This is a genomic window from Stutzerimonas stutzeri RCH2 (assembly GCF_000327065.1).
GTDB lineage: Bacteria > Pseudomonadota > Gammaproteobacteria > Pseudomonadales > Pseudomonadaceae > Stutzerimonas > Stutzerimonas stutzeri_AE.
The window spans coordinates 1,412,935-1,439,012 of sequence record NC_019936.1; the positions used below are offsets into that span (position 1 = coordinate 1,412,935).

At 63.4% G+C, this 26,078-nt stretch carries 23 protein-coding genes; 11 read left to right on the forward strand and 12 right to left on the reverse strand.

What is annotated here, in order from left to right; all coding sequences use genetic code 11:
* Nucleotides 1-126 precede the first annotated feature (126 nt).
* On the reverse strand, nt 127-1,245 hold the full coding sequence (locus PSEST_RS06400; RefSeq protein ID WP_015276182.1) for a branched-chain amino acid ABC transporter substrate-binding protein: 1,119 nt from the start codon (nt 1,243-1,245) through the stop codon (nt 127-129).
* A 199-nt stretch (nt 1,246-1,444) separates the two neighbouring features.
* Here PSEST_RS06400 and PSEST_RS06405 point away from each other — a divergent pair, with 199 nt between their 5' ends.
* Nucleotides 1,445-1,762 (forward strand): DUF2288 domain-containing protein, encoded by a 318-nt coding sequence (locus tag PSEST_RS06405; protein WP_015276183.1) that lies wholly within the window; start codon nt 1,445-1,447, stop codon nt 1,760-1,762.
* 59 nt (nt 1,763-1,821) lie between these two features.
* On the opposite strand, the gene PSEST_RS06410 is transcribed toward PSEST_RS06405, so the two are convergent.
* The 8 genes from PSEST_RS06410 to PSEST_RS06450 all read right to left on the reverse strand — a co-directional run bounded on the left by PSEST_RS06410 (nt 1,822) and on the right by PSEST_RS06450 (nt 9,763).
* Nucleotides 1,822-3,405, reverse strand: a complete 1,584-nt coding sequence (locus PSEST_RS06410; protein WP_015276184.1) for a M48 family metallopeptidase — start codon at nt 3,403-3,405, stop codon at nt 1,822-1,824.
* The gene (locus tag PSEST_RS06415) at nt 3,392-3,757 is read right to left on the reverse strand and encodes a hypothetical protein (RefSeq protein WP_041756511.1); all 366 of its coding nucleotides are present in this window, start codon (nt 3,755-3,757) and stop codon (nt 3,392-3,394) included. Before PSEST_RS06415 ends, PSEST_RS06410 begins: the two co-directional genes overlap by 14 nt.
* Nucleotides 3,691-5,049, reverse strand: coding sequence for a CHASE2 domain-containing protein (locus tag PSEST_RS06420; protein WP_015276186.1), 1,359 nt, complete (start codon nt 5,047-5,049; stop codon nt 3,691-3,693). The genes PSEST_RS06415 and PSEST_RS06420 overlap by 67 nt, the downstream gene beginning before the upstream one ends.
* An 84-nt stretch (nt 5,050-5,133) precedes the next feature.
* Nucleotides 5,134-5,901, reverse strand: coding sequence for a phosphonate ABC transporter, permease protein PhnE (gene phnE / locus PSEST_RS06425; RefSeq protein ID WP_015276187.1), 768 nt, complete (start codon nt 5,899-5,901; stop codon nt 5,134-5,136).
* Nucleotides 5,898-6,731 carry a PhnE/PtxC family ABC transporter permease gene (locus PSEST_RS06430; protein ID WP_015276188.1) on the reverse strand — a complete coding sequence of 278 codons (834 nt, stop codon included), beginning with the start codon at nt 6,729-6,731 and terminating at the stop codon, nt 5,898-5,900. The genes phnE and PSEST_RS06430 overlap by 4 nt, the downstream gene beginning before the upstream one ends.
* Entirely contained in the window at nt 6,725-7,555 is an 831-nt protein-coding gene (locus PSEST_RS06435) for a phosphonate ABC transporter ATP-binding protein (protein WP_015276189.1), read from the reverse strand. The genes PSEST_RS06430 and PSEST_RS06435 overlap by 7 nt, the downstream gene beginning before the upstream one ends.
* Nucleotides 7,556-7,598: 43 nt before the next feature.
* On the reverse strand, nt 7,599-8,450 hold the full coding sequence (locus PSEST_RS06440) for a putative selenate ABC transporter substrate-binding protein (RefSeq protein WP_015276190.1): 852 nt from the start codon (nt 8,448-8,450) through the stop codon (nt 7,599-7,601).
* A gap of 500 nt (nt 8,451-8,950) precedes the next feature.
* Nucleotides 8,951-9,763 carry an undecaprenyl-diphosphate phosphatase gene (locus tag PSEST_RS06450; RefSeq protein WP_015276191.1) on the reverse strand — a complete coding sequence of 271 codons (813 nt, stop codon included), beginning with the start codon at nt 9,761-9,763 and terminating at the stop codon, nt 8,951-8,953.
* Between the two features lie 278 nt (nt 9,764-10,041).
* Here PSEST_RS06450 and PSEST_RS06455 point away from each other — a divergent pair, with 278 nt between their 5' ends.
* From PSEST_RS06455 to PSEST_RS06475, 5 genes are all read left to right on the forward strand, one after another.
* Nucleotides 10,042-10,929: an NAD(P)-dependent oxidoreductase gene (locus PSEST_RS06455; RefSeq protein ID WP_015276192.1), complete on the forward strand. Its 888-nt coding sequence runs from the start codon at nt 10,042-10,044 to the stop codon at nt 10,927-10,929.
* Nucleotides 10,926-11,708, forward strand: a complete 783-nt coding sequence (locus tag PSEST_RS06460; RefSeq protein ID WP_015276193.1) for a hydroxypyruvate isomerase family protein — start codon at nt 10,926-10,928, stop codon at nt 11,706-11,708. The genes PSEST_RS06455 and PSEST_RS06460 overlap by 4 nt, the downstream gene beginning before the upstream one ends.
* A 121-nt stretch (nt 11,709-11,829) precedes the next feature.
* Entirely contained in the window at nt 11,830-13,176 is a 1,347-nt protein-coding gene (locus PSEST_RS06465; protein WP_015276194.1) for a spinster family MFS transporter, read from the forward strand.
* Nucleotides 13,177-13,325: 149 nt separating this feature from the next.
* Nucleotides 13,326-14,591, forward strand: coding sequence for an Hsp70 family protein (locus tag PSEST_RS06470; RefSeq protein WP_015276195.1), 1,266 nt, complete (start codon nt 13,326-13,328; stop codon nt 14,589-14,591).
* 118 nt (nt 14,592-14,709) lie between these two features.
* Nucleotides 14,710-15,618: a CHAD domain-containing protein gene (locus PSEST_RS06475; RefSeq protein WP_015276196.1), complete on the forward strand. Its 909-nt coding sequence runs from the start codon at nt 14,710-14,712 to the stop codon at nt 15,616-15,618.
* Between the two features lie 146 nt (nt 15,619-15,764).
* On the opposite strand, the gene rapA is transcribed toward PSEST_RS06475, so the two are convergent.
* Nucleotides 15,765-18,614: an RNA polymerase-associated protein RapA gene (gene rapA / locus PSEST_RS06480; protein WP_015276197.1), complete on the reverse strand. Its 2,850-nt coding sequence runs from the start codon at nt 18,612-18,614 to the stop codon at nt 15,765-15,767.
* Nucleotides 18,615-18,765: 151 nt separating this feature from the next.
* On the opposite strand from rapA, the gene PSEST_RS06485 reads away from it, so the two are divergent.
* From PSEST_RS06485 to ccoM, 4 genes are all read left to right on the forward strand, one after another.
* Nucleotides 18,766-19,062: a hypothetical protein gene (locus tag PSEST_RS06485; protein WP_015276198.1), complete on the forward strand. Its 297-nt coding sequence runs from the start codon at nt 18,766-18,768 to the stop codon at nt 19,060-19,062.
* A complete protein-coding gene (locus tag PSEST_RS06490) occupies nt 19,049-19,681 on the forward strand; it encodes an alpha-ketoglutarate-dependent dioxygenase AlkB family protein (protein ID WP_051035497.1) in 633 nt (210 codons plus the stop codon). Before PSEST_RS06485 ends, PSEST_RS06490 begins: the two co-directional genes overlap by 14 nt.
* Nucleotides 19,678-19,839, forward strand: coding sequence for a hypothetical protein (locus PSEST_RS22270; protein ID WP_015276200.1), 162 nt, complete (start codon nt 19,678-19,680; stop codon nt 19,837-19,839). Before PSEST_RS06490 ends, PSEST_RS22270 begins: the two co-directional genes overlap by 4 nt.
* Before the next feature lie 241 nt (nt 19,840-20,080).
* The gene (gene ccoM / locus PSEST_RS22510; protein WP_003281374.1) at nt 20,081-20,191 is read left to right on the forward strand and encodes a cytochrome c oxidase subunit CcoM; all 111 of its coding nucleotides are present in this window, start codon (nt 20,081-20,083) and stop codon (nt 20,189-20,191) included.
* Between the two features lie 69 nt (nt 20,192-20,260).
* Here ccoM and pulA read toward each other — a convergent pair whose 3' ends face one another.
* Together pulA and PSEST_RS06505 are read right to left on the reverse strand one after the other, a co-directional pair.
* On the reverse strand, nt 20,261-23,380 hold the full coding sequence (pulA, locus tag PSEST_RS06500; RefSeq protein WP_015276201.1) for a pullulanase-type alpha-1,6-glucosidase: 3,120 nt from the start codon (nt 23,378-23,380) through the stop codon (nt 20,261-20,263).
* 220 nt (nt 23,381-23,600) lie between these two features.
* On the reverse strand, nt 23,601-24,071 hold the full coding sequence (locus tag PSEST_RS06505; RefSeq protein ID WP_015276202.1) for a MaoC family dehydratase: 471 nt from the start codon (nt 24,069-24,071) through the stop codon (nt 23,601-23,603).
* 275 nt (nt 24,072-24,346) lie between these two features.
* On the opposite strand from PSEST_RS06505, the gene fadD2 reads away from it, so the two are divergent.
* Complete coding sequence (fadD2, locus tag PSEST_RS06510) at nt 24,347-26,035, forward strand: long-chain-fatty-acid--CoA ligase FadD2 (RefSeq protein ID WP_015276203.1); 1,689 nt, start codon at nt 24,347-24,349, stop codon at nt 26,033-26,035.
* Nucleotides 26,036-26,078 lie beyond the last annotated feature (43 nt).

The following is a 26,078-nucleotide window of genomic DNA, read 5'->3' on the forward strand; positions in this document are numbered from 1 at the left end:
GGCGGGCCTGCTGTTCAGGCCGCTCGTCGGATTACAGGTACGGCAAGGCGGCCCGATGCTTGTGGCGGGGCCGCCCGCTAAAACAAAGCCCACAAGCGAGTGTGGGCTTCGTCAGGCTGATGGAAATTACTTGGCTTCGGTCTTGGTGCCGTCCTGGTGCCATTCGTAGACGACGAAATTGAAGTCCTTCAGGTCGCCTTTCTCGTCGAACGAGAGCATGCCTGTCGGGGTGTCGAAGGTATTGCTGCGCAGCGCTTCGGCGACCTTGTCGGTGTCGGTGCTGCCGGCCTTTTCGATGCCTTCGGCGATGACCTGAACCGCCGCGTAGGCCGGGAACACGAACGGGCCGCTCGGGTCCTGTTTCTTGGCCTTGAAGCCGTCTACCAGTTCCTTGTTGCGCGGGTCCTGGTCGAAGGATTTCGGCAGCGTCACGTACATGCCTTCGGAGGCCGGGCCGGCGATGGCGGAGATTTCCGAGTTGCCGACGCCTTCCGGGCCCATGAAGCGCACGTTCAGGCCTTTTTCCTTGGACTGACGCAGCAGCAGACCCAGTTCCGGGTGGTAGCCGCCGTAATAGACGAAGTCCACGCCTTCACGCTTGAGCTTGGCGATCAGCGAGGAGAAGTCCTTGTCGCCGGCATTGATGCCTTCGAACAGGCCGACCTTGATGTTCTTGCCTTCCAGGGTCTGCTTGACCGCGGTGGCGATGCCTTCGCCGTACTGCTGCTTGTCGTGGATGACGGCAACGTTCTTCGGTTTGACGTGGTCGGCGATGAAGTTGCCGGCGGTCGGGCCCTGCAAGCTGTCGAGGCCGATGGTGCGGAAGATCAGTTCATAACCGCGGGAGGTGATGTCCGGGCTGGTGGAAGCCGCGGTGATCATCAGGATGCCTTCGTCCTCGTAGATGTCGGACGCGGGTTGCGTGGAGCTGGAGCAGAGATGGCCGACCACGAACTTGACGTTGTCGTTGACGATCTTGTTGGCAACCGCCACGGCCTGTTTCGGATCGCAGGCGTCGTCGTAGCGAACACCCTTCAGTTGCGCGCCGTTCACCCCGCCGGCCTTGTTGATCTGCTCGATGGCCATTTCGGCCCCGATGAACTGCATGTCCCCGTACTGCGCCACCGGCCCGGTTACCGGCCCTGCCAATCCGATGCGGATGGTATCGGCGGCCAGGGTATAGCTGGCTGCGCCGGTCAGTGCCATTGCCAGGAAAATTTTCGAAAGACGCTGCTTGGTCTTCATAAGTGCTCCACTTGCATCGTTATTGTTTGAATCCTGCGGGCCGGAGCGCCGTTAAGAGGCGAACATCCCGAAACGCTCCGGCAACTGTACCGGCACAGTGTAGAAGTGTCTCCTGCGTTTGCACAGCCGGCAGATTCAACCGTTTGATGGGAATCGGGGCGCGGGTATCATTGCGCCTTTTTCGTATCTGGTGAGTCCCATGGCCGACGACGCAAGCACTCTTTATGCCAAGCTGCTGGGCGAAACTGCAGCGATAACCTGGCAGGAACTGCAGCCGTTCTTCGCTCGCGGAGCGCTGTTACAGGTGGCGGGGGATGCCGATCTGGTCGCAGTGGCGCAGGCCGTCGCCGAGGACGATCAGGCCAGGGTGGCCGCATGGCTGAATGCTGGACAGCTGGCGAAAATGCAGGCCGAGCAGGCGCAGGACTGGCAGCAGCGCGACCCCACCTTGTGGGCCGTGGTGGTGGCCCCCTGGGTGTTGGTGCAGGAGCGTGAACAGCAGCCCGTGGTGCACTGAAACTGGGCGAGGCGCGCAGCCGGGTAATCGACTGCGCAACCAGCGTCGCCCTCTCAAGGTCAGCCGATCTTCTTGCAGACATCCTTTCGATTTGGCATCTGCTTGCATTTTTCGCCGAGCATGCGCAGTTCGCTCTCATCTTTCTTGAGCTTATGAGCGAGCATCTTTTCGACAATGAACTGTTCCTGTGAACCCAGGTGGCGTTCAGCCCGTTCAATGGTTGCAAGGGCCGCAACTGCATCGCCATTGTTCAGATGATAGTGAACCAGTTGTTCGTAGACCTCCGGTCCCGCTAGCGACCAGTCCTTGATTGCGTTGAGCTGCGCCAGTGCACGACGTTTGTCACCAGTTGCCATGTGGACGTTGAAGAGGCTACGACGAATGCCTGGCTGGTTAGCCACCGGAGACTTCAGGGCTCGCTCGGCCAAGGTTCGGGCATCCTTCAGATTCTTCTGAGCCAGGGCCTCGTTGGCTCCGTAGGCGTTCTTGTAAGCGTCCAGTGAGGCTTTCACGCTTGGGGTGTTGCGGACTGTAAGCCAGTTCCGTTTATTCACCCGGTGATAACGCTCGGCATCGTACTCGCGCTGCAGATATTGGCGCAGGTCGTCATCGCGACGCTGGGCTGACATGTGTGAGCGGGTGAGGTGCTGGCCGACTGCGCTGACGGTCGTCATCAGGCCTTGATTGACGAACGTGTTGATCTCCTGGGTAAAGCCGTTCAGGTCGAGGCGCTGCAGCGAATCTTGCATCGCGCCCCGTCGCGCCTGGATAAAACCGGCCAGGAGGGGTTCCTGCTTTCCCTGGAAATCGCTAAGCCGCTGCAGACTGTGGCTGGCACCGCGCGGCGCGTAACGCGCTTTGATCAGTAGATCGGTACCCAGCAGATCTGCCTGGTCTTCCTGAGCACGACCCCAGGCGGTGTTCCATACGTTGTCTGAAAAGGTGTTGGCGAGTGAGGTGTAGAGCACCGTCTCACCGACGGCCTTCTGCGTGGCTTGCGGATTTTTGCTGACCACCTTCCATTTCGACGCTCCACGATCCAGGCGAGAGTCGGCGACCATCGTCGCGATTACCGCAGTGGTGGCAATGTTGGTCAGCAGTTCCCGCTGCTCGTTGAAGGCTTGGCGGCGATCATGGTGGCGCAGCAGCACATGGCTCATTTCATGGGCCAGCATCGCCGCGATTTCGTCCTCGCTTTCTACGCTTTCCAGCATGCCGAGCGGCACGTAGAGATTGCCGTACGGGTCGGCTGATGGCCCGAACGAATAACTGTCGGTGACCGTTACCCGCAATTGCGGCTGCTCGCCAGGCCAACCCTTGGCGAGACGTTCGACGATGCCTTGCAGATAGTTCTGCAGCGCAGGTATCAGCACCACGTTCTGTTGGCGGATTTCATTGGCTGGCAGGCTACGGCCGTCATAGCTCAGCCGCAGGTTGTGGTTGTGCTGCGGATCGAGGCGGAAGTAACTGCGAACCTCCTCCTGCTCCAGGTACTTGCCCTGAAACCCGCTTTGCGTGCTTTGTCCTGCAAGATTGATCAGCGCGTCAGGTGCTCCTTTGAGCGTGCTGCACCCGCCCAGACAAGTCAGCAGTAAAGCCGCCGCCAATGCGGCACGCTTACGCAGTAGGTCAGTTCTTCGCACAGCCAGCCCCGTAACCAATGGTGGAGAGATTGGTCGCGCTATCTGCGCGGGCCTTGGGCAGTGCTGCGCACGGCATGGGAACGGTCTTGCCTTGACTCAGGCGGACATCGACACCATCCAGCCAGACCAGCTGTCCGGCTACCTCGACCTGCACCAGTTCGAGATCGTCATTCCACTGCTGTGCGGCCAGTGGTGTGGCGGGTAACTCGGAGCGTGCAATCTTCTTCAGCAAACGACCCTCTGCATCAAGCAGGGCGATCGGATCGTTGGTGTATTGCTCTACGGTCAATCCGGCTGCGTAGCTGGTACTGCTGAGCAACAGGGCGCAGAGCAGTGTGAGGGGTTTGCGCATGATGACTCCTTTCGTGTGCTGGTCGAGGGGAGGGAGGGGGATTCCGGTTCTTCTGGCAGTAACACGCCAATCAGCAGCAACAAGCCGAGGATGTTCACTGGAGTGACGCGCAACTGATAAAGCAGCACGCTGATTAGCAGCAGGCAGAGCGTTGCGCCGATCGCGAACGCCAGGCGATGCCCAGGCAAAAGGCCTGAACGGGCCGAGTGAAACCAGAGAATGACCAAAGCGAAGATGAACTCGAGCAGGTCCAGGACATCGATTTCGGTGTTGAACAGTTGCGGTGGTGCGGCGATGTAGTCCTGGCCATATTCGATCAAGTTATCCAGCGCCATGGCGTGGGCGTAGACGCCCGGCAACTTGCCGTGAACCGGCGAGCTGGTGAGATCCTCGGCGGAACTGATGGAGGCGCCGACCATTACCAGGCGATCGCCAAGCAGCTCACGTAACACGGCGCGCTCCTCCGGTACGGTCGTAGCCAGGGCACTCGCGGTGATTGTCAGGTGAAATGGGCAGCGTGTTTCGGTAGGAGCACTGAGACGCCAGAAGACCGACTGGGCGAGCTGGCTGAAAATCCGGCTCCAAAGTCCAGATGATGAAGCGCACTGGTTGACGTCGCTGACCAGACGCTGCTCACGCGCCGGGTCACCGCCCCATTGCAGAGCGATCGGCGGTTGCTCTCCGGCGAGCTGTGCCGTTGCTGGTAGCGGCTGGCAGGCATGGCGCGTGCAGTAGCTTCTGTATAAGGCGAAGGCTGCGCTGTCCATCCAGCCGTATGCGGTCTCGGCTGCCAGCGGGTACTGATCTTCATAACCGCTCCAGCTCACCAGTGCCGGCTCGCTAACTTCGGTAAAGATCGGCAAGGCATTGGATTCAGTGCTGCCGGAGTTGGCGAGATACAGCGGCACGCCGGCAGCTCGATAGCGTTCGAACACGTTGGACAGGAATCGACTACTGTCGCCGTTGCGTCCGCGGGAGTGGTCGTAGCTGTACATCAGGTCAACCATGACCGCGGCTGGTCGATAGGCCAGTAGCTGGCGGAACAGTTTGCTCTGTTCGTTGTAGGGCAGTGGCCAATGGCTTTCGCGCTGGCGCAGAAAAGCGTCATCGATGATCACAACTGCGATCTGCTGTCTGGCGCCGGCATCGCCGTAGGCGTTGGCTTGCAGCTGATTGAGCAGGCGGGACGATGCACCATCGGTGGCCGTAGTCAGGCCGAAGGGATCCAGCAGGATTGCCAGCAATGCCAGTACGGTTCGTAGCGTAGACAACTGGCGCGGTAGGGCCGGCACTTCATCATCCTTGATGATCTCAAAACGACATCACGGATATTCGGTGAATTAGTTCACAAAAGTCAACGGAGTCGGCCGCGGCGATTAGCCTCGCACCCAGCGCTGCCGCGCCCACGCGCTGAGACTGTCAACCGCTAGCACCATCGCCAGCATGGCCAGGATCACCGTCGAGGCCTGGGCTTCCTGGAACAGGCTGAGGCTCATGTAAAGCATCTGACCCAGCCCTCCGGCGCCGACGAAACCGAGCACGCTGGCCATGCGGATATTGTTTTCCCAGCGATACAGGGTGTAGGCCACCAGTTGCGGCCAGAGCGAGGGCAGGGTGCCGTAACAGAATGCCGCGATGCGGCCGCTACCGGTTAGGCGCAACGCATCGCCGGGCTGTGGCGGGGTGTTCTCCAGCGCCTCGGCGAAAAGCCGGCCCAGCACGCCCGCGGTGTGCAGCGCCAGCGCCAGCGTCCCGGCATTCGGCCCGAGCCCGGCGGCCAGCACCATCAGCGCCGCCCACACCAGTTCCGGTATCGCCCGCAGCGCATTGAGCAGCAGGCGCGACGATGCCTGCGCGAGCAGCCCGAAGCGCCCCGCCGCCGGCAGTGCCAACAGCAAGCCGAGCATGGCCGCGAGCAAGGTGCCGATGGCGGACATCGCCAGGGTTTCCAGGGTGCCGTGGACGATCGCCTGCAGATGATCGGCCGACAGGTCCGGAGCCATGAAGCCCGACGCATAGGCGGCCATCTGCGCGAGGCCATCGCGACTCAGCAGTGCCGCGCTCTCCAGCTGCAGGTAGGCGAACGCCGCTACGACGGCGGCGACCAGCCCGGCCGGGATCAGCAGGCGCGACAGCAGTCTCATGCGAACCTCCAGCGCAGCAGGCGGCTGAGCAGATCGGCCAGCAGCACCAGCATGAGAAACGTCAGCAGCATGCTGGCGACTTCACCGCCGGCAAACATGCGCATCGACAGATCCATTTGCTGGCCCAGCCCGCCGGCGCCGACGAAGCCCATCACCACCGAGGCGCGGATCGCGCACTCCCAGCGGTAAACGCTGTACGAGAGCATCTCGCCCGTGGCTTGCGGCAGTACTCCATAGAGGAACGCCTGCAGTCGCGAAGCACCGGCGCCCAGCAGGGCACGGGCGGGCAGCGGGTCGACCGACTCGAAGATTTCCGCGTAGACCTTGCCGAGCATGCCGGCGTAGGTGATGGCGATGGCCAGCACGCCGGCGGTCGGGCCCAGCCCCACGGCGCGAACGAACAGCAAGGCCCAGACGATTTCCGGGACGCTGCGCAAAACGATCAGCAATCCGCGCACCGGCCAGCGCAAGGCCTGTGCCCACCAGGCCGGACGGCCGCCGCGGCTGAGCGCGGACAGGGACATTGCGCGGGTCGCAAGCAGAGCGCAGGGGAGGGCGACACCCAACGCCAGGGCCATGCCGGCGGTGGCGATGGCCAGGGTCTCCAGCGTGGCCTGCCAGAGTAGCTCGAGAAACTCGCCGCTGTGCTCAGGCGGCCAGAACGCCGAGACGAAGGTGCCCATGGTGTCGGCATTGCTGCCGTCGAACAGCACGCCAAGGTCCAGCTCGCTCAGTTTCAGCCCGGGCCACAGCAACGCCACCACCAGCAATGTCAGCATCAGGCGTGAAGCGGTAGCGGGGTCTTGGCGGACCAGCGCGGGGTTCAGCATCGCGGAATGTTCAGCAGCGGGGGCGGCGCAGCGGGTGGCGACGGGGCATGCTCGAGCTGCTCGTTGGCGTACAACGCGGTCAGCTCGTCATGACCGATTGCAGTGGCGGGTTTGTCGAACAGGATGCAACCGTCACGCACGCCGACGATGCGCGGGAAGTGCTCCAGCGCCAACTCCACTGCGTGCAGGCTGGCCAGCAGTGTGGCGTTGCGGCGCTGCGCTTCGCGGCTGAGCACGTCCAGCGTGTGGCTGGCGAGCACCGGATCCATGGCCGACACCGGTTCATCGGCGAGAATTAGATCCGGGGCCTGATAAAGCACGCGGGCGATTCCGACCCGCTGCAGCTGACCGCCCGATAGCTGGTCACAGCGCATGTACAGCTTGTCGGCAAGATCGAGACGCCCGAGCGCATCGGCGGCGCCCTGACGGTCCAGTGGAAAGATCAGGCTGAACAGGCTCTTGAACAGAGACCACTGACCAAGCCGGCCGGCCAGCACCGCAGTGACCACGCGCTGCCTTGGAGGTAGCGGCGGCGCCTGGTGAATCAGGCCGATCCGTGTACGCAGTCGTTGCCGGGCGGTGGCGGCAAGCGTCCAGGGCTGCTTGCCGAGCAAATCGAGCTCGCCTTGGTCGGGCTTGAGCGAGGTGGCCAGAAGACGCAGCAGCGTGGTCTTGCCAGCCCCGGATGGCCCGATGATCGCGACGCGTTCACCTTGGGCGATCTGCAGATCGATTCCGCGCAAGGCAACCTGGCCGCCCGCGTGGGTATGCCCCACGCTGGCCAGCTTCACCATTGGTTCGGGTTCGGCCGCGCAGTCTGGCATTGGCGGCGCCTGCAAGGTGCTCATGTGCGTGAAACGCGCAACGTCACTTCAGCAGTCCGGCCGCCCGCGCGGCTTCTTCGATGCCGGCGTAGTTTTCCGGCTTGGTCTCGATGAAGCGGCTGGCGGCCTGCAGGTCAAGGATCGCCTTGTGCTCGGGGTTGGCCGGGTCGAGGGCGAGGAACGCTGCCTTGATCTTCTCGACCAGAGCCGGGTCGAGATTGCCACGCACTGTCCAGTTGTAGTCGTAGTAGGGCGGCGTGGTGGAGATCACGCGGACCTTGGCGGTGTCGACCTTGCCGGCCGCGACCAGCTTGTCCCATACCGAGGCATTGAGCACCCCGGCGTCGGCCTTGCCGGCTTCGACCCAGGCGGCGGTGGCGTCGTGGGCGCCGGAGTAGGCGATGCGCTTGAAGTATTTCTCGGGCTCGATGCCGTCCTTGAGCATGAAGTAGCGCGGCATCAGGCTGCCGGAGGTCGACGATACCGAGCCGAAGGCGAAGGTCTTGCCCTGGAGGTCGGCCAGTGATTTCACCGCAGGATCGGCGGTGATGAACTTGCTGGTGAACTGCTCGTCCTGCTCACGCTGTACCAGCGGGATCGCATTGCCAGTCTTCAGACGGGTCTGGACGAAGGTGAAGCCGCCCAGCCAGGCGAGATCAAGGCGGTCGGAGGCCAGGGATTCGACGACAGCGGCATAGTCCGATACCGGGGTGAACTTCACCGGCATGCCCAGTTGCTGTTCCAGGTATTCGCCCAGCGGCTTGAACTTGCGGATCAGCTCGGTCGGTGCTTCGTCGGGGATGGCAGAAACCCGCAGGGCTTCAGCGGCGTGGGTGGTGGCAATAGACAGGGACAGGGCAAAGCCGGCAACGGCTGCCAGGGAGCGCTTCAGCATTGAGGGTTCTCCGGTTCAATAGCGGAAAAAGCGCGCGGATTATAGAGCGCGGGAGGCGTGCGACGCCAAGCGAAAGCTGAGCAGGGACGCTCGGAGCATTCGTCGTGCAGTTCAGTGCAGAAATATCGTGTAACACGACGAACTTTTTTCAGACCCCAAACCTAAGTGATCTGTAGTGGCCGAATAAATGCAATGTGCCACCCCGCAGGCAAAGGAAGCGAATGTGAAGTGCGATAAGAAGGGTCGGTCCACCATGGTCTGGGCAGATGGTCACTCATTCAGAGAGGTAGCGAGAATTCAGGCGCAACCTGTTGGCAGCGCCGAAGTACGTAGCGTGCCTCTGACCGAGAAAATGTTCACCGAAGCACGTATCGCAGCTGTCCTGCTTGGCCCATTGCTGATCGATCTGCCCCAGGGTTGATAGCGCATGGAGCTCCGGCCGGCGCCGCGGAAGCGAGGGATCGCGAAGCGCGGCAAGGTGTTCACCGTATCAGTCGTGCTCAGGCGCCGCTGAATAGAACCAGCAGCACCACGCCAAGGATCAAACGGTAGATCACGAACGGCAGCATGCCGACGCGCTCCAACAGCTTCAGGAAGAAGTGGATGCACAGGTAGGCGCTCACCGCCGACAACACCACGCCAAGGCCCATCGCCGTCCAGTCCACGGCTACGCCGCCTTCCGCCAGATCGAGCATGCTCAAGGCGCTGGCCAGCACGATGATCGGGATCGACAGCAGGAAGGAGAAGCGCGCGGCGCCTGAGCGCGACAGCCCCAGTAGCAAGCCGGCGGTCATGGTCACGCCCGAGCGCGAGGTCCCGGGGATCAGCGCCAGGGCCTGAGCGCAGCCGATCAACAAGATGTCTTTCCAGCTGAGGCTGTGTTCATCACGTGGCTGCGGTGTTTTCCGGCTGACCACATCCGACCACCACAGCAACAGGCCGAAGCCGATGGTCGCCCAGGCGATTACCAGTGGCGAGCGCATCTGCTCTTCGATGAAGCCCTTGAACAGCAGCCCGGCGATGCCAGCCGGAATCGTTCCGAGGATCACGGCCCACGCCAGTCGGCTGTCGCCCACGCGTTCACGCTTCGCCAGCGAAGCGAACCAGTCGCGGGTCATGCCGAACACTTCCTGGCGGAAGTACCAGACCACGGCGAACAGCGTGCCGAGATGTACGGCGACATCGAATGCCAATCCCTGGTCTTCCCAGCCCGCCAGATGCGGGAAGAGGATCAGATGAGCCGAGCTCGATACCGGCAAGAACTCGGTAAGCCCCTGCACAATGGCCAGGACGATGATCTGAAGTAAATCCATTGCGTTTTCCTGCGATGTCTTCTGATGCACGCGCATTGTCGAGACGGGCGTGCGTTGAGCGGATGGTCTGCGCGAGGTGATGCCTCGAGGCCTCCTTCAGAGGCGCTCAAAGGCGGATCGTTCCGGTTGGTCGGGCAATTTGCTGGATATGGCGTTGTGACATTGTGGCATCAAGTTGCAGGCGGACGTCAGCTTCGGCTTGCCAGCAGGCACGGCGCATGGCTGCCGAGGTCGCTGCGGCGCTAGAATCAGCGCCTCGTTCGCCAAGGAGTCGCCCCATGTCCGACCTGCCAACTCTCGCCTTTGCCGGTATCGGCCTGATGGGCCTGCCAATGTGCCGGCGCCTGCTCGCCGCGGGGTATCGTCTGGTCGTGTGGAATCGATCGCCCGAGAAGTGCGAGCCGCTGGTCGCGCTGGGCGCTAGGGCAGTAGCCACGCCTGCCGAACTCTGCGCGGAGGCGGACATCGTCCTGCTTTGCCTGGCTGACACCGCGGCTGTGCGCGAGGTGCTGTTCGGCAAGGGCGGCATTGCCGAAGGTGGCAAGGCCGGCAAGCTGCTGGTCGATCACTCCAGTCTCGAACCGGCCGCTACCCGTGACATGGCCGCTGAGCTGGAGTTTCGCAGTGGCATGCGCTGGGTGGACGCGCCGGTGTCCGGTGGTACTCCGGGGGCGGAAGCCGGCAGCCTGGTGATCATGGCGGGCGGGCGCGTCGAGGATGTCGAGCGGGTGCGGCCGGTGCTGATGAATCTCGGTCAGCGCCTGACCCATATGGGCGAGGTCGGGGCCGGCCAGGTGACGAAAGTCTGCAATCAGATGATTGTCGCCTGCAATGCGCTGGTGATCGCCGAGGTGGTGGCCTTGGCCGAACGAGCCGGGGTCGACGCCAGCCTGCTGGCACCGGCACTGGCTGGAGGCTTCGCCGATTCCAGGCCGCTGCAGATCCTCGCTCCACAGATGGCCGCGAGTGAATTCGAACCGGTGAAATGGCATGTGCGCACCTTGCTCAAGGACCTCGACACCGCAGTGAAACTGTCCCGCGAGCAGGGTTCGGCGACGCCATTGAGCGGACTGGCGGCACAGCTGATGCGTCTGCACGGCAGCCAGGGCAATCTGGAGCGCGATCCCGCCACGCTGGTGCAGATGTACTGGGAGGACGAGCAATGAAGATCGCCGCCAATCTGTCGCTGCTGTTCACCGAACTGCCGCTAACCGAACGCATCCTGGCCGCCCGCGTCGCCGGTTTCGATGGGGTGGAGATCCAGTTTCCCTATGAAGTGCCGGCCATGCGCCTGAAAGAACAGCTCGAGCGCGCCGGCATGCCGCTGGTGCTGATCAATCTGCCCGCTGGCGATTTGCTGCAGGGCGGGCCAGGTCTGGCGGCGGTGCCGGATCGGCAGGAGGCCTTCGACGCGGCGCTACAGGAGGCACTGACCTATGCGTTGATGGTTCGCCCGGCCAGCGTCAACGTGCTGCCGGGTCGCCTCGCCGAGGGCGTCGACCGAGAGCTGGCGCTGGAGACCCTGGAGCACAATCTGTGGAAAACCGCCGACGCCTTCGACATGCTCGGCATCCGCGTGCTCTGCGAAGCGATCAATCCACTCGACATGCGGGGCTTTCTGATCAACAGCGCGGCGGATCTCGAGGCGCTGCTGGAGCGGGTCGATCACCCCAACTGCATGGCGCAGCTGGATTTCTACCATATGGCCCGCCAACAGCTGGACCTGCCCAACTGCATCGCCCAGTTGGGTGAGCGCATCGGTCATGTGCAATTCGCCGATTGCCCGGGCCGCGGCGCGCCCGGTAGCGGTGAGCTGGACTTCAGCGCAGCGCTGCAAGCCTTGCAGGCCGCCGGCTACCAGGGCTGGCTGAGCGCCGAGTACAAACCGGGCGAGCAGGGCACCGATGCCAGCCTGGGCTGGCTGGCCGATTGGCGCGAGCGGTGAGCCATCGCGCGGCATAAGCGAAGGTGATGTTCGGAGACAGGAGCAGGCACAGACTCTAGAGTCATCGTCGAGTCCCGGCTGGTCTGCGGCCGGAAATATAAGAACAATCGAGACCGACGTCATGCAGCCTTCCACCCAAGCATCCAACGCCTGGCGCGTGCTGTTTCTGCTGTTTCTGGCGAACCTGTTCAACTTCTTCGATCGCACCATTCCGGCGATCATCGCCGAGCCGATCCGCCTGGAGTGGAGCCTCAACGACTTCCAGCTCGGCCTGATCGGCACCGCTTTCACCATCGTCTATGCCATTGCCGGTCTGCCCCTGGGGCGCATGGCCGATCTCGGTTCGCGGCGCAAGATCATGGGCTGGGGGCTGACTGCCTGGAGCGGCCTGACGGCGGTCAACGGGCTGGCCTGGAACTTCTGGAGCTTCCTCCTGGTGCGCATGGGCATCGGCATCGGCGAAGCCAGTTACGCGCCGGCCGCCAACTCGCTGATCGGCGACCTGTTTCCGGCGCACAAACGCGCGCGGGCGATGGGCATCTTCATGCTCGGCCTGCCGCTGGGGCTGCTGCTGGCTTTTTTCACCATCGGCTCGATGGTCGAGGCGTTCGGCAGCTGGCGTGCGCCGTTCTTTATCGCTGCCGTGCCAGGCCTGGTGCTGGCGCTGTTCATCTTCTTCATCAAGGAGCCCAAGCGTGGCGCCGCCGAGACCGTCAAGGTATCCCAGGAACCGGTGAAGCAGCCGATGCGCAAGGTGCTGTCTATCCGCACTTTCTGGTGGCTGGTGCTGGCCGGGCTGGCGTTCAACTTCGCGACCTATGCCTGTAATGCCTTCATGGTGCCGCTGCTGATGCGCTATCACGGGGTCTCGCTGGTCCAAGCCTCGGTGGCCACCGGCGTGATCGTCGGCTTGACCGGTCTGTTCGGGCTGACGCTGGGTGGCTGGGTTGCCGATCGCATTCACCAGCGCTTCGCCCGCGGTCGCCTGATCTTCGCGGCGGTGAGCATGTTGATCGCGACCATCGCGACCGGCTATGCGCTGCTGGCCGGGCGTATCGAGGTCGGCATGTTCGTCGCGGTGTTCAGCATCGGCTGGCTGTTCTCCTACAACTTCTATACCTGCGTCTACACGGCAATTCAGGACGTGGTCGAGCCGCGTCTGCGGGCCACGGCCATGGCGCTGTTCTTCGCCGGGCTGTATCTGCTCGGTGGCGGTATGGGGACGGTAGTGGTCGGCCTGCTCTCGGACCATTTCGCCGAAGCAGCAATGCTGGCGGCGGGCGCCAGCGAGATGGCCGAGGCCTTCCGCGCCGAGGGGCTGCACGGGGCGATGTACCTGATACCCGCCTCGTTGCTGCTGACCATGGTGTTCCTCTTCCAGGCGTCGCGGACGTTCTGTGCCGATGCCAAGCGCATGACTGCCGGGATGACGGCGGATGCGCCTGGCGCGGAGGCAGTGCCTGCCTGATACGGCGTAGCGTTATGGGGTTTGTGCCCGGACCAGCGATGGCCGGGCATTTTTTTGGCCTCAAGTAACGCGGCTGACGATAGGCCTGCAACCGAGGGCGGCCTCCTTTACACTGCGCGGCCGTTTTTCAGTACCCGCGGAAAAAGACCATGCCCAACGTCCTACCTGCCCGCGCCTGCGGCATCGACTTCGGTACTTCCAACTCCACGGTTGGTTGGTGGCGCCCGGACATGGACCCGCTGATCGTGCTCGAGGGCGAGCAGCCGACATTGCCATCGGTGGTGTTCTTCAACCTCGAGGAGCGCCGGCCGGTCTATGGTCGCCAGGCGTTGAGCGAATACCTCGAAGGCTACGAGGGACGCCTGATGCGCTCGCTCAAGAGCCTGCTCGGCTCCAAGTTGCTGAAAAGCGAAACCACGGTGCTGGGCAGCGCGATGCCGTTCAAGGAAATCCTCGGCCTGTTTCTCGGCACCCTCAAGCAGCGCGCCGAAACGGCTGCGGGTCGGCCATTCGAGCAGGTCGTGCTGGGGCGACCGGTGTTTTTCGTCGATGACGACCCGCAAGCCGACCGCGAGGCGGCGGACACCCTCGCCGCTGCCGCCCGCAAGATCGGCTTCAAGGACGTGTCCTTCCAGTACGAGCCGATCGCCGCGGCGTTCGACTACGAGTCGCGTATCGAACGCGAAGAGCGCGTGCTGATCGTCGATATCGGCGGTGGTACCTCCGACTTCTCGCTGGTGCGGCTATCGCCCGAGCGCCGGGCTGTCGATGATCGTCAGGCGGACATTCTCGCTACCGGCGGCGTGCATATCGGCGGTACCGACTTCGACAAGCAGCTCAGCCTGAGCGGGGTGATGCCGCTGTTCGGCTATGGCAGCCGGATGAAGAGCGATGCGCCGATGCCGACCAGTACGCACCTCAACCTGGCCACCTGGCACACCATCAACGCCGTTTACGCGCCGGCCTCGCTACGAGCGCTGCAGAGCATGCGCTACGACATCGTCGATCCTACCGGCATTGATCGGTTGTACCGCCTGATCGAACAGCGTGCCGGGCACTGGCTGGCCATGCAGGTGGAGCAGGGCAAGATCGAGCTGACCGAGGCGGAGCGTTTCGCCATCGACTTCCAGCGCATTGAACCGCACTTGCAGGCCGAGTTGACGCGTCAGGGTTTCGAAAGCGCCATCGCCGCACTGCTTGACCGTATCGGTGGCAGCATCAATCAGCTGCTGGCGGATGCCGGCGTGCGCCATGATGAGGTCGATACGGTGTTCTTCACCGGTGGCTCGAGCGCTATTCCTGCACTGCGCGACAGCGTTGCCGGGCTGCTCCCCCGTGCACGGCATGTCGAAGGCAATCGCTTCGGCAGCATCGGCAGCGGATTGGCCATCGAGGCGCGCAAGCGCTACGGTTGAGTCGGGAACGACGTCACGCGCTGACACATAAACTTCACACTCGCGTGTCAACGCCGGGCTTGGCGTACGGGTCCCAGTACTGGTGCTCAAACGGAGCGTCCTTATCGAGGAGAACCTGATGGCCTATCGCATACGCCCTGCACGCAACGCCGCCAAGGAGGTGCGCAAGGTCGCCCTGCAGCGCATCGAAAAGGCGATCCAGGCGCTTTGCGTCGAGCCGGCCGAGCGTGCGGAAGGGGTGCACCAGGCGCGCAAGCGCTTCAAGGAGCTGCGTGCGCTGTTGCGCTTGGTGCGCGAGCCTCTCGGTGCGCGATTCAAGCTCGACAATCGCCGGCTGCGCGACATGGGACGCTCCCTGGCGGAATCGCGTGATGCAGCGGCCATGCTGGAAAGCTGGGATGCCCTGGCGCGCACCGACCAGTCGCTGTTCGTTGGCGATGCGTTTCGGCAGATCCGCCTGCACTTGCAGCAGCGCGCCGCGCCGGAGGGCGACGTGCATAGCGGTTTCGAGGCGGACGTGGCGCAAGTGCTGGGCGAGCTGCGCGCACTGATCCAGGATGTGCAGCATTGGAAGCTCCCGGGCAAGGGCTTCGGCCTGCTGGCCGACGGCATCCGTCGGACCTACACCGACGGCGTGCGGGATCTGGCGCGTGCGGAGAAGGATGGCTCTGACGAGCTGCTGCATGAGTGGCGCAAGCGGGTGAAAGACCACTGGTATCACTGCCAGCTGCTGTCGCCGTGCTGGCCGGATGCGCTGGAAAGCCGTGCCGAGCAGCTCAAGCAGGTGGCCGATGCACTGGGGGACGATCACGACCTGGCGGTGATGACGCAGCTGATGCAGGACGAGCCGGAGCTGTTCGGTCCGCCGGAAACCCGCGACGTGTTGCAGCGCTGCATCGAGCAGCGGCGCGCGCAGTTGCAGCAGCGTGCATTGCGCCTCGGTCGCAGGCTGTATGCCGAGCCGCCGAAGGCCCTGGTTGGGCGAATTGGCGCCTACTGGGGTATCGCGCGGAAAGAGCAGGGGTAGGCACCCTTTGCTCCATCATAAGTGCTGCGGCTGAGGGGCGGTTGGATTCGCTCCGGTCGCGAGCGCTGCGGTCTGACCGCTAGCGCTCAACCAAACGCAGCAGGATGGGCTTCAGCCCATCCGCAGCACACTGGCAAGCTGCCAATTCAACCAGCCACCAGCACTCGAATCGCCTCCAGGCGCAGTGCAGCCTTGTCCAGTGCCGCCAGGCCTTCTTCGCGCTGCTGACGCAGTGCCTCGATTTCGCTGTCGCGCACGCTCGGGTTGACCGCCTGCAGCGCCACCAGACGCGCCAATTCCTCGTCCAGTCCGGCCTTGAGCTTGCGCTTGGCTTCGGCAACACGTTCGGTGTGGCGTGGGGCGATCTTGGCTTCGGCAGCGGCGATCTGCATGGCCAGCACGTCGCGTTGGGCCTGGACGAACTTGTTGGCGCTGGCGCGCGGCACGCTTTCCAGCTGATCGTTGAGCGTATCGAAGGCCACCTTCGAGGCCAGGTCGTTGCCATTGCCGTCGAGCAGACAGCGCAGCGCCAGCGGCGGCAGGAAGCGACTCAGCTGCAGCGCGCGCGGCGCCACCACTTCGCTGACGAACAGCAGTTCGAGCAGCACGGTACCCGGCTTGAGCGCCTTGTTCTTGATCAGCGCGACCGCGGTGTTGCCCATGGAGCCCGACAGCACCAGGTCCATGCCGCCCTGCACCATGGGATGTTCCCAGGTGAGGAACTGCATGTCTTCGCGGGCCAGGGCCTGTTCGCGGTCGTAGGTGATGGTCACGGCCTCGTCGTCGCCCAGCGGGAAGCTGGCATCCAGCATCTTTTCGCTGGGGCGCAGTACCAGGGCGTTTTCCGAGTGGTCTTCGCTGTCGATGCCGAACGCGTCGAACAACTGCTCCATATAGATCGGCAGGGCGAACTGGTCGTCCTGCTCCTCGATGGCTTCGACCAGTGCCTTGCCCTGTTCGCCGCCGCCGGAATTGAGCTCCAGCAGGCGGTCGCGGCCGCTGTGCAGTTCGGCTTCCAGGCGTTCGCGCTCGGCGCGGGCCTCGTCGATCAGCAGCTGATAGGCGTCATCGTCGCCTTCTTCCAGCTGCGCCAGCAGCTGCGGACCGAAGCGGTGCTGCAGTGCGTTACCGGTCGGGCAGGTATTGAGGAAGGCATTCAGCGCCTGGTGATACCAGGTGAACAGGCGCTCCTGCGGACTGGTTTCCAGATAGGGCACGTGCAGCTGGATGGTGTGCTGCTGGCCGATGCGGTCGAGACGGCCGATGCGCTGCTCGAGCAGGTCCGGATGCGCCGGCAGATCGAACAGTACCAGATGGTGACTGAACTGGAAGTTGCGGCCCTCACTGCCGATCTCCGAGCAGATCAGTACCTGCGCGCCGAAGTCCTCGTCGGCGAAGTAGGCCGCGGCGCGGTCGCGCTCAAGGATGCTCATGCCTTCGTGGAACACTGTGGCCGGGATGCCGGAGCGCACGCGCAGTGCGTCTTCCAAGTCGAGGGCGGTCTCGGCATGGGCGCAGATGACCAGTACCTTGAACTTCTTCAGCATTTTCAGCGTGTCGATCAGCCACTCGACACGCGGATCGAACTGCCACCAGCGGTTGCTCGCTTCGCCATCATCCTGCTGGCTCTGGAAGGCCACTTCCGGATACAGCTCGGCGTGCTCGCCCAGCGGCAGTTCGAGGTATTCGGCCGGGCAGGGCAGCGGATACGGATGCAGCTGGCGCTCCGGAAAACCCTGCACGGCGGCGCGGGTGTTGCGGAACAGCAGGCGGCCAGTGCCGTGACGGTCGAGCAGTTCGCGGATCAGGCGGCTGCTGGCCTCGATGTCGCCATCGGTGGCGGCGGCGAGCAGGGCTTCGCCTTCGGCGCCGAGGAAGTCATGGATGGTCTGGTGCGCCTGCTGCGAAAGGCGGCCCTCGTCGAGCAGTTCCTGCACGGCTTCGGCCACCGGCTGATAGCTGGAGCTTTCGGCGCGGAAGGCTTCGAGATCATGGAAGCGATTCGGGTCGAGCAGGCGCAGACGGGCGAAGTGGCTGTCCAGACCGAGCTGCTCCGGGGTCGCGGTGAGCAGCAGCACGCCGGGAATCACTTCGGCCAGCTGTTCGACCAGCTTGTATTCGGCGCTGGCACCTTCCGGGTGCCAGACCAGATGGTGCGCTTCGTCCACCACCAGCACGTCCCAGCCGGCGGCAAAGGCAGCATCCTGGGCGCGTTCGTCTTCCTTAAGCCATTCCAGCGATACCAGTGCCAGCTGGGTGTCTTCGAACGGGTTGCTGGCATCGCTCTCGATGAAACGCTCGGCATCGAACAGGGCGACTTCCAGGTTGAAGCGGCGGCGCATTTCCACCAGCCACTGGTGCTGGAGGTTTTCCGGAACCAGGATCAACACCCGGCTGGCGCGGCCGGAGAGCAGCTGACGATGGATGATCAGGCCGGCTTCGATGGTCTTGCCCAGGCCCACTTCGTCGGCCAGCAGTACGCGCGGAGCGATGCGGTCGGCGACTTCCTTGGCGATATGCAGCTGGTGCGCGATGGGTTGCGCACGCACGCCGCCGAGGCCCCACAGCGAAGACTGCAACTGGGCGCTCTGGTGTTGCAGGGTGTGGTAGCGCAGGCTGAACCAGGCCAGCGGGTCGATCTGCCCGGCGAACAGGCGGTCGCTGGCCAGGCGGAACTGGATGAAGTTCGACAGTTGGGTTTCCGGCAGGGTGCGAGCTTCGTTCTGCGCCGTCAGGCCGTGGTAGACCAGCAGGCCGTCGACGTCGTCGACCTCGCGCACGGTCATCTTCCAGCCTTCGAAATGGGTGATCTCGTCACCGGGAACGAAGCGCACCCGCGTCAGTGGGGCGCTGCGTGTCGCGTACTGGCGCGTTTCGCCGGTCGCCGGGTAGAGCACGGTGAGCATCCGTCCATCCTGGGTCAGGATGGTTCCGAGGCCGAGTTCTGCCTCGCTGTCGCTGATCCAGCGTTGCCCCGGTAGATACTGCTGCGCCATGCTGCCTCCCGCTGTGAAAAAGCCGGCTATGGTAACGGAACGTCGCCATCAGAGCGACGGCCGATGGCGACTGCGTGACGCATGAAGTGTAGCGGTCCTGTTAAAGTTGGCTGGTGCCACGCCGATTCATCGGTATAGAGGGGTAACGAGCATGCTGCCACCCATCCCATCAGGCGTATTTCCGGTCAACGCCCAGCAGGACGTGGTCAAGCCGCGCCCGGAGATCGCACCGGTTACGCCCGTGCAGCCGAGCTCCAGCGAAAGCGCAGTCAGCCTCGACCGCCGGCACCCTCAAGAGAGTGAGCAGATGTTGCGCGACGAGCAGCGGCGGCGTCAGCGCCGGGGTTACACCCCGGAGGAGCTGGCGACCGGCGAGACCGATGAGCAGGACCAGGCCGAGCTTGAGGAGCTGCCGCGACAGGGGCTCTGGGTTGATGTCGAGGTCTGAGGTGTTCACGACCGACCCGAGCCACGCTTCATCGATCGAGTTGCCGGATGCCGCACTGGACTACCAACCGGGGTGGGCCGACAGCGAAACCGCCGATGCCTGGCTGGAGGAACTCATCAGCGCCACGCCCTGGTCGCAACCCGAAATTCGCATCTATGGCCGCCAGGTTGCAGTACCACGCATGGTCGCCTGGTACGGCGACGCGGACGCCGGGTATCGCTATTCCGGCCAGCGCCATGATCCGCTGGCCTGGACGCCGCTGTTGCAGGAAATCCGTGAGCGTCTGCAGAAGGACACCGGCCAGCGCTTCAACGGCGTGTTGCTGAACCTGTATCGCGATGGACGCGACGCCATGGGTTGGCACAGTGACGATGAGCCCGAGCTGGGCGATTGCCCCACCGTCGCTTCGCTGAGCCTGGGCGCCGAGCGGCGCTTCGACCTGCGACGCAAGGGCAGCGGGCGGATCCAGCATTCACTTGTACTGGGCCATGGCTCGCTGCTGGTCATGGGGGGCGTAACGCAGCATCATTGGCAGCACCAGATCGCGCGGACCAGCAAAGTGCTGGAACCGCGTCTCAACCTGACTTTCCGCCTGATCCAGCCGAGACCGACGCGATGAGTACCGACGAGAAACTGATCGACTTCAGCGCCGAGCGCGCCAAGCGTGTGCATGACCTCAATGACAAACGCCTCGAAGAGATGCGCAAGGTCTTCGAGCAGGTGCTGCCGCTGGGCAAGGCAAAGAAGAAAGGCAAACGCACTTCGAAGAAGCGTTAGTTGCGGTCCCTCTTCATATCGCACATATCGATTCGCTATTAGCTGCCTGTACTTCCCCGCGCATTTGCGCTTTCCCTGCTGTTTTTCGACTCCTATACCCCTGTTTTCTTGACTTGGATCAGTCGTTGCGCGCGCCTGTGCCCGCCATTTTGCGGCCATTGATCCGGGTCAATTTTTCTCTGCGGCAGCGGGTTTAACTTGAACCCATCGAACAGCGAATCAAGTGTCGGAGGTAGGTCTCATGTTTGTCGATAATGTGGTGCTCGCAGGGGTGGTCACGGTCGGCCTGATGGTCGCCTTCCTCGCAGGTTTCGGATATTTCATCTGGCGGGACGCTCACAAGAAGAGCTGATCCCGACAGATTCAAAGAGCACGCAAGGCATTTAGGCGACCCATGGTCGCCTTTTTTTTTGCGCGCGATTTATCGACGGGTCTGGGGTTGGACGAACACGCTCGTCGTGAACGCCGGCACCTGGAACTCCCCATCGACGACCTTGGCCTGGCGACTGATCGGATCGATCGAACTCTTCAACGCCGGATGCAGCTGGTAGCCGTCGGCGCCCGGCAGCCGAGCCCGTTGGGCCGATGCATTGATCACCACCTTCAATGAGCTGTACCGGCGGTCCAGATCGCGACCGTCGTGCGGTGCATCCGCCAGGCTGAAGGCGATCACCCCAGGCTGCTGTTCGGGCCCGGTGTTGTGAAACTGCAGGCGTCGCTGCACTTCGTGGGCGCTGTCGAGCTGGAACAGCTGGCTGTCGCTACGGATTTTCAGCAGCTCAAGAAAACGCCGCTTCGCCGTGACGATCTCGGTAGGGCCGGGTTTGGCCTGTGGGTCGACGATGATTCTGCGAATCAGCGGCCAGTTGTCGCCGTCCTTGTCCGCACGCGGCAAGCCTTTGTTCCAGTTGTTGTCCTGGTAGCTGAAATCCACCGCATTGAACCAGTCTCCCGAGTCGTAGCTGTCACGCTGCATGGACTTGGAGCGCAGAATGTCGGAGCCGAGATGGATGAAGGGCACGCCTTGGCTGAACAGCGGCACCGACAGCGCCACCAGGTGCAGGCGGACCCGGTCGGCAACCGACAGGCTGCTGGCGAACTTGTACTGGTTGTTGTCCCATAGCGTCTGGTTGTCGTGCTTTGAGACGTAATTGACGGTCTCCTGCGGGTCCAGCGTATAGCCGGCGGGCTGGCCGTTGTAGTCGATCTCGCTGCCCTTGCGCATGCTGCCGTCGGCGGTGACGAACTGGAAATCGCGCAGGCCACCGGCGATGCCAACGCGGATCAGATCGGCGGCGTGCAGCAGTTGCGCCTTCTCCTGCGCCCCGGCGGCGCTCAGCTCGTTGGGCCGCAGATAGAGGCCGTTGGCGAAGCCCTGGTTGCGACGAATGCTGTCGCCGCTGTCGAAGGGGCTGCCGCCACGGACCGCATCACGTTGCCGGTCGTTGAAAGTGCCGACACCGGTACCGGCCATGTTCGCCTGGTTGGCATTGATGCCGCGTGCGTTGCCGGCGACCTCGCCGAATTCCCAGCCTTCGCCGTAGAAATAGGTGTCGCGGTCGATACGGCGAACGGCGCGATACGCATCGATGATCTGCTCGCGCATATGGTGACCCATCAGATCGAAGCGAAAGCCGGCGATCTTGTAGTCGCGTGCCCAGACCTTCAGCGAGTCGGTCATCAGCTTGGCCATCATGCGGTGCTCGCTGGCGGTGTTCTCGCAGCAGGTCGAGGTTTCCACCGCGCCGGTGGTGGGGTTGCGGCGGTGGTAGTAACCGGGCACGACCTTGTCCAGGACGGATTTTTCGGCCAGGCCGGAGGCGTTGGTGTGGTTGTAGACCACGTCCATCACCGTGGCCAGGTCGTTGCCGGCCAAGGCCTGCACCATCTGGCGGAACTCGATGATCCGCTGCACGCCTTCGGCGTCGCTGGCGTAGCTGCCCTCGGGCGCAGTGAAGTGGAAGGGGTCGTAGCCCCAGTTGAAGTCGTCCAGCCCGCGCAAGTCGTTGTACAGCGATTGCGCCTGACCGCTGGCCGGGTCGAAGCCCGCTAGCACCTGACGGATGCTCGCTGCGCCACAGTACTGCGCCCAGCGCTCCCGGGCGGCATCCGACAGGTCGCAGAGCTTGGCGAAAGGGTCGTCCAGATTGATCCGCCGGGCAGGGTCTTCGTCGATGGTGGCGATGTCGAACACCGGCAGCAGCTGCACATGGGTGAGCCCGGCTTTCTGCAGATCGCGCAGGTGCCGCATGCTGTCGCTGTGCTGATGGGTAAACGCTGCGTAGGTGCCGCGCAGCGCCGCTGGCAGGCTGGTGTCGCTGGCGCTGAAGTCGCGCAGATGGGTTTCGTAGATCACGTTCGCCTCGGGACGCTGCGGGCGTGGCGGACGCACGGCATCCCAGCCGGCGGGCTTGAGATCATCGGCGTTCAGATCGACCACCTGGGCGTACTGGCTGTTGCGTGACAGGCTCAGGGCGTAGGGATCGCTGACCAGTGTTGTCTCGATCGTGCCGGTGCTTGGCCGGTAAGCGGTGACTTCGTACTGGTAATACTGCCGATCCAGTGAGCGCGGGCCTTCCAGGCTCCAGACGCCGAGCCGCTCCTGCATAAGTTTGGGATAACCGGGTAGCAGCCGTTTGGCGGCATCGAACACGTGCAGGCGAACCCGCTGCGCGGTCGGCGCCCAGAGCTTGAAGGAGACGCCTTTGGCAGCGAGCGTCGCACCCAGCTCGCCGTTGTATGCAAACAGCATGTCGAGGATGCCGGCAGTCTGCACCTCGGTGGCATCGATGACCCGGTCATCGGCGTCATAGGCGACCACCACCAGTTGGCTCATCACGGCGCGGCGAATGTCTCTTGCACCTGCGGTGATCCGATAAGCAGGGGCGTTCGCCAAATGCGGGTGTTGGCGCTTGAGGCCATTGCGCAGGGCAGACGGCTGCAACACCAGGCTTTGCCCGCCGCTGACGGTACGTGCCTCGCCGTCGATGCGGATGCTGGCGTCGCTGGCATAGCGCAGTTCCAGCCGGCTGGCGCCCGGCGCGCCGTTCACCAGTGCGAGTGTGAACGGATCGAGCCAATGCGCCCGCGCGCCCTTGATCGCCACTGCGCTGCCGCTCAGCGGCGTGCTGGACAGCTGTGGGTTGCCGCTGACCGTGAAGACGCGACGGCCCAGCTCGTCGAAGCGCCAGGTCAGGTCGCCACCGCCGAGATCCTTCTCGTCGCCCTTGTGCATGATCAGGTTCAGGCAGCTGGCGTCGACGCTCAGTGGGATGCGGTAGAACGCGCCGTACTCCGGATCGGTCCCGGCTGCTGTGAGCGGTTGCGCCCAGCTGGTTTCAGTCGCACTGCCATTGCAGTCGGGGGTATTCCACAGGTGTGGGCCCCAGCCGTTGTAGTCGCCGTCGGCGCGCTGGTAGTAGAGCAGGGCTTCGTCGGAGCCATGGTCGAGCGGGGCAGCCGAAGCGGGTTGCATGGCCAGCGACAAGCCGCCGAGGACGAGCGCCGCCAGGCGCCGGTAAGCGATCGAGCGAATGAGCATGGAAAGGTCCCATTGTTGTTCTTGTTGTACTGCTCGCTCGATGGTCAGCCCGAGGTATCCGACACGCATCCTCCGCTAGGGCTCTGCCCGGGGCGTAGGCCCAGGCCGTAATGGCGTTCTGCTTGTCCCCCGGTCGGGCATTGCTGGAAATGCTGAGGGCGCCAACCAGGCGCCCTCAGATTGCCCCCGTCACGCGACGGGGTAGTGAACCTGGTAATGCTCAGCCGATGGTGATCGGCGGCAGTTCCTTCAGCTCGACGGTTTCCTGCTTGCGCGGCGCGAGCACTTCGGCTTCGCCGTCGACCACCTGTTCCTCGTTCTGGTTGAACACGCGGGTGGCGATGCGCACGCGGTTCTTCGGCAGCTTTTCGAGGATTTCCAGGCGCACGGTCAGGGTGTCGCCGATCTTCACCGGGCGGGTGAATTTCATGGTCTGGCCGAGATAGATGGTGCCAGGGCCAGGCATGGTGCAGGCGACGGCAGCGCTGATCAGCGCGCCGCTGAACATGCCATGGGCGATGCGCTCCTTGAACAGCGTACCGGCGGCGAAATCCGCGTCCAGGTGGACCGGGTTGCGGTCGCCGGACATGGCAGCGAACAGCTGGATGTCCCTTTCCTCAACGTGTTTTTCGAAGCTCGCTTGCTGGCCAACTTCCAGTTCGGCGTAGGGCGTATTGCTGATAGTGCTCATGGAGTGTCCTCAGGCTGGTCGGCGCGCCAGATGCTGCGCCCGATGGATCGAAGCGTGTCGCGCGATCCGCTACAGCCGGTGTCCGCGCGCTGGGGCAGCATTCTAGAGGCATGTGCCCCGGTTGTCCCGGGCCCGGACGCGTTCGGCAGCGTGACGGAAGATTCACATCAGTGATTTGTGCGGCTTGAGCTGTTGCGTCGCGACGTCGACCTGCTAAGTTCGCCAGAGCCCACCATGCGTGGGCCAGACACTCTCAGGTAAAGAGGCCAATAACAATGCAGCCTGAATTCTGGAATGACAAACGCCCTGCCGGCGTGCCCAACGACATCGATATGGGGGTTTATCGCTCGGTCGTCGAAGTGTTCGAGCGCGCCTGCAAGACCCATGCGGACCGCCCTGCATTCAGCAATATGGGTGTCACCCTCAGCTACTCCGATCTGGAGCGCCACTCCGCCGCTTTTACCGCCTGGTTGCAGCACCATACCGATCTGCAGCCTGGCGACCGCATCGCCATTCAGATGCCCAACCTTTTGCAGTATCCCATCGCGGTATTCGGTGCTCTGCGCGCCGGTCTTATCGTGGTCAATACCAACCCGCTTTACACCTCGCGGGAGATGCGCCACCAGTTCCAGGATTCCGGTGCGCGGGCGCTGGTGTACCTCAATACCTTCGGCCATAACGTGCAGGAGGTGCTGCCCGATACGGCCATCGAACACCTGATTGAAGTGCGCATCGGCGACATGCTGCCGCCGCTCAAGGGCGTGCTGGTCAACGCGGCGGTCAAGCACCTGAAGAAGATGGTGCCGGATTACAGCCTGCCGCAAGCCATTTCCTTCAAGGACGTGCTGCGTGACGGGGCCCGCCACAACCACAAACCGGCGCCGCTGGAGCTCGATCACGTCGCCGTGCTGCAGTACACCGGCGGCACGACCGGCGTGGCCAAGGGCGCCATGCTGACCCATGGCAACCTGGTGGCGAACATGCAGCAGGTGCGAGCCAACATGCAGCAGCTGGACGAGCACGGCCACCCGATTATCCGTGAAGGCCAGGAAGTGATGATCGCGCCGCTGCCGCTCTACCATATCTATGCATTCACGGTGAATTGCATGTGCATGGTGGTCACTGGCAACCACAACGTGCTGATCACCAATCCGCGGGATATCAACGGCTTCGTCAAGGAGCTGCAGCGCTGGCAGTTTTCCGCTTTCCTCGGGCTCAACACGCTGTTCGTCGCGCTGATGGCTCACCCGCAGTTCAAAAAGATCGACTTCTCCCGTCTCAAAGGCACCAATTCGGGTGGTACCGCTTTGGTGTCGGCAGTCGCCGAGCGCTGGAAGAGCATGACCGGCTGCACGGTTGTCGAGGGCTACGGCCTGACCGAGACGTCGCCGGTGGTCTGCGCGAACCCGCACGGCGAGCACTCGCGCCTCGGCACCGTCGGGCTGCCGGTGCCCGGCACCACGGTCAAGGTCATCGATGACGAAGGCAACGCCTTGCCGCTCGGCGAGCGCGGCGAGCTGTGCGTCAAGGGCCCGCAGGTGATGAAGGGCTACTGGCAGCGCCCCGACGCCACGGCCGAAGTGCTGGACGAGGAGGGCTGGCTGAAGACTGGCGACATCGCGGTGATCGACGAGGACGGTTTCGTCAGCATCGTCGATCGCAAGAAGGATCTGATCATCGTTTCTGGCTTCAACGTCTACCCCAACGAGATCGAGGACGTGGTGATGGCCCATCCGAAGGTAGCGGCATGCGCTGCCATTGGCGTGGCGGACGAGAAGTCCGGCGAGGCGGTCAAACTGTTCGTCGTACCGAGCGATCCGACGCTTGATCAGGACGAGCTTCATGCCTACTGCCGGGAGAATTTCACCGGCTACAAGATGCCGCGGCACTACGTATTCCGCGATGCACTGCCGATGACGCCAGTAGGCAAGATATTGCGGCGTGAACTGCGCGATATCGCCTGACGACTCTGCCTGAAGGTGGTTTCAGGGAAACCCACGAAAGTGA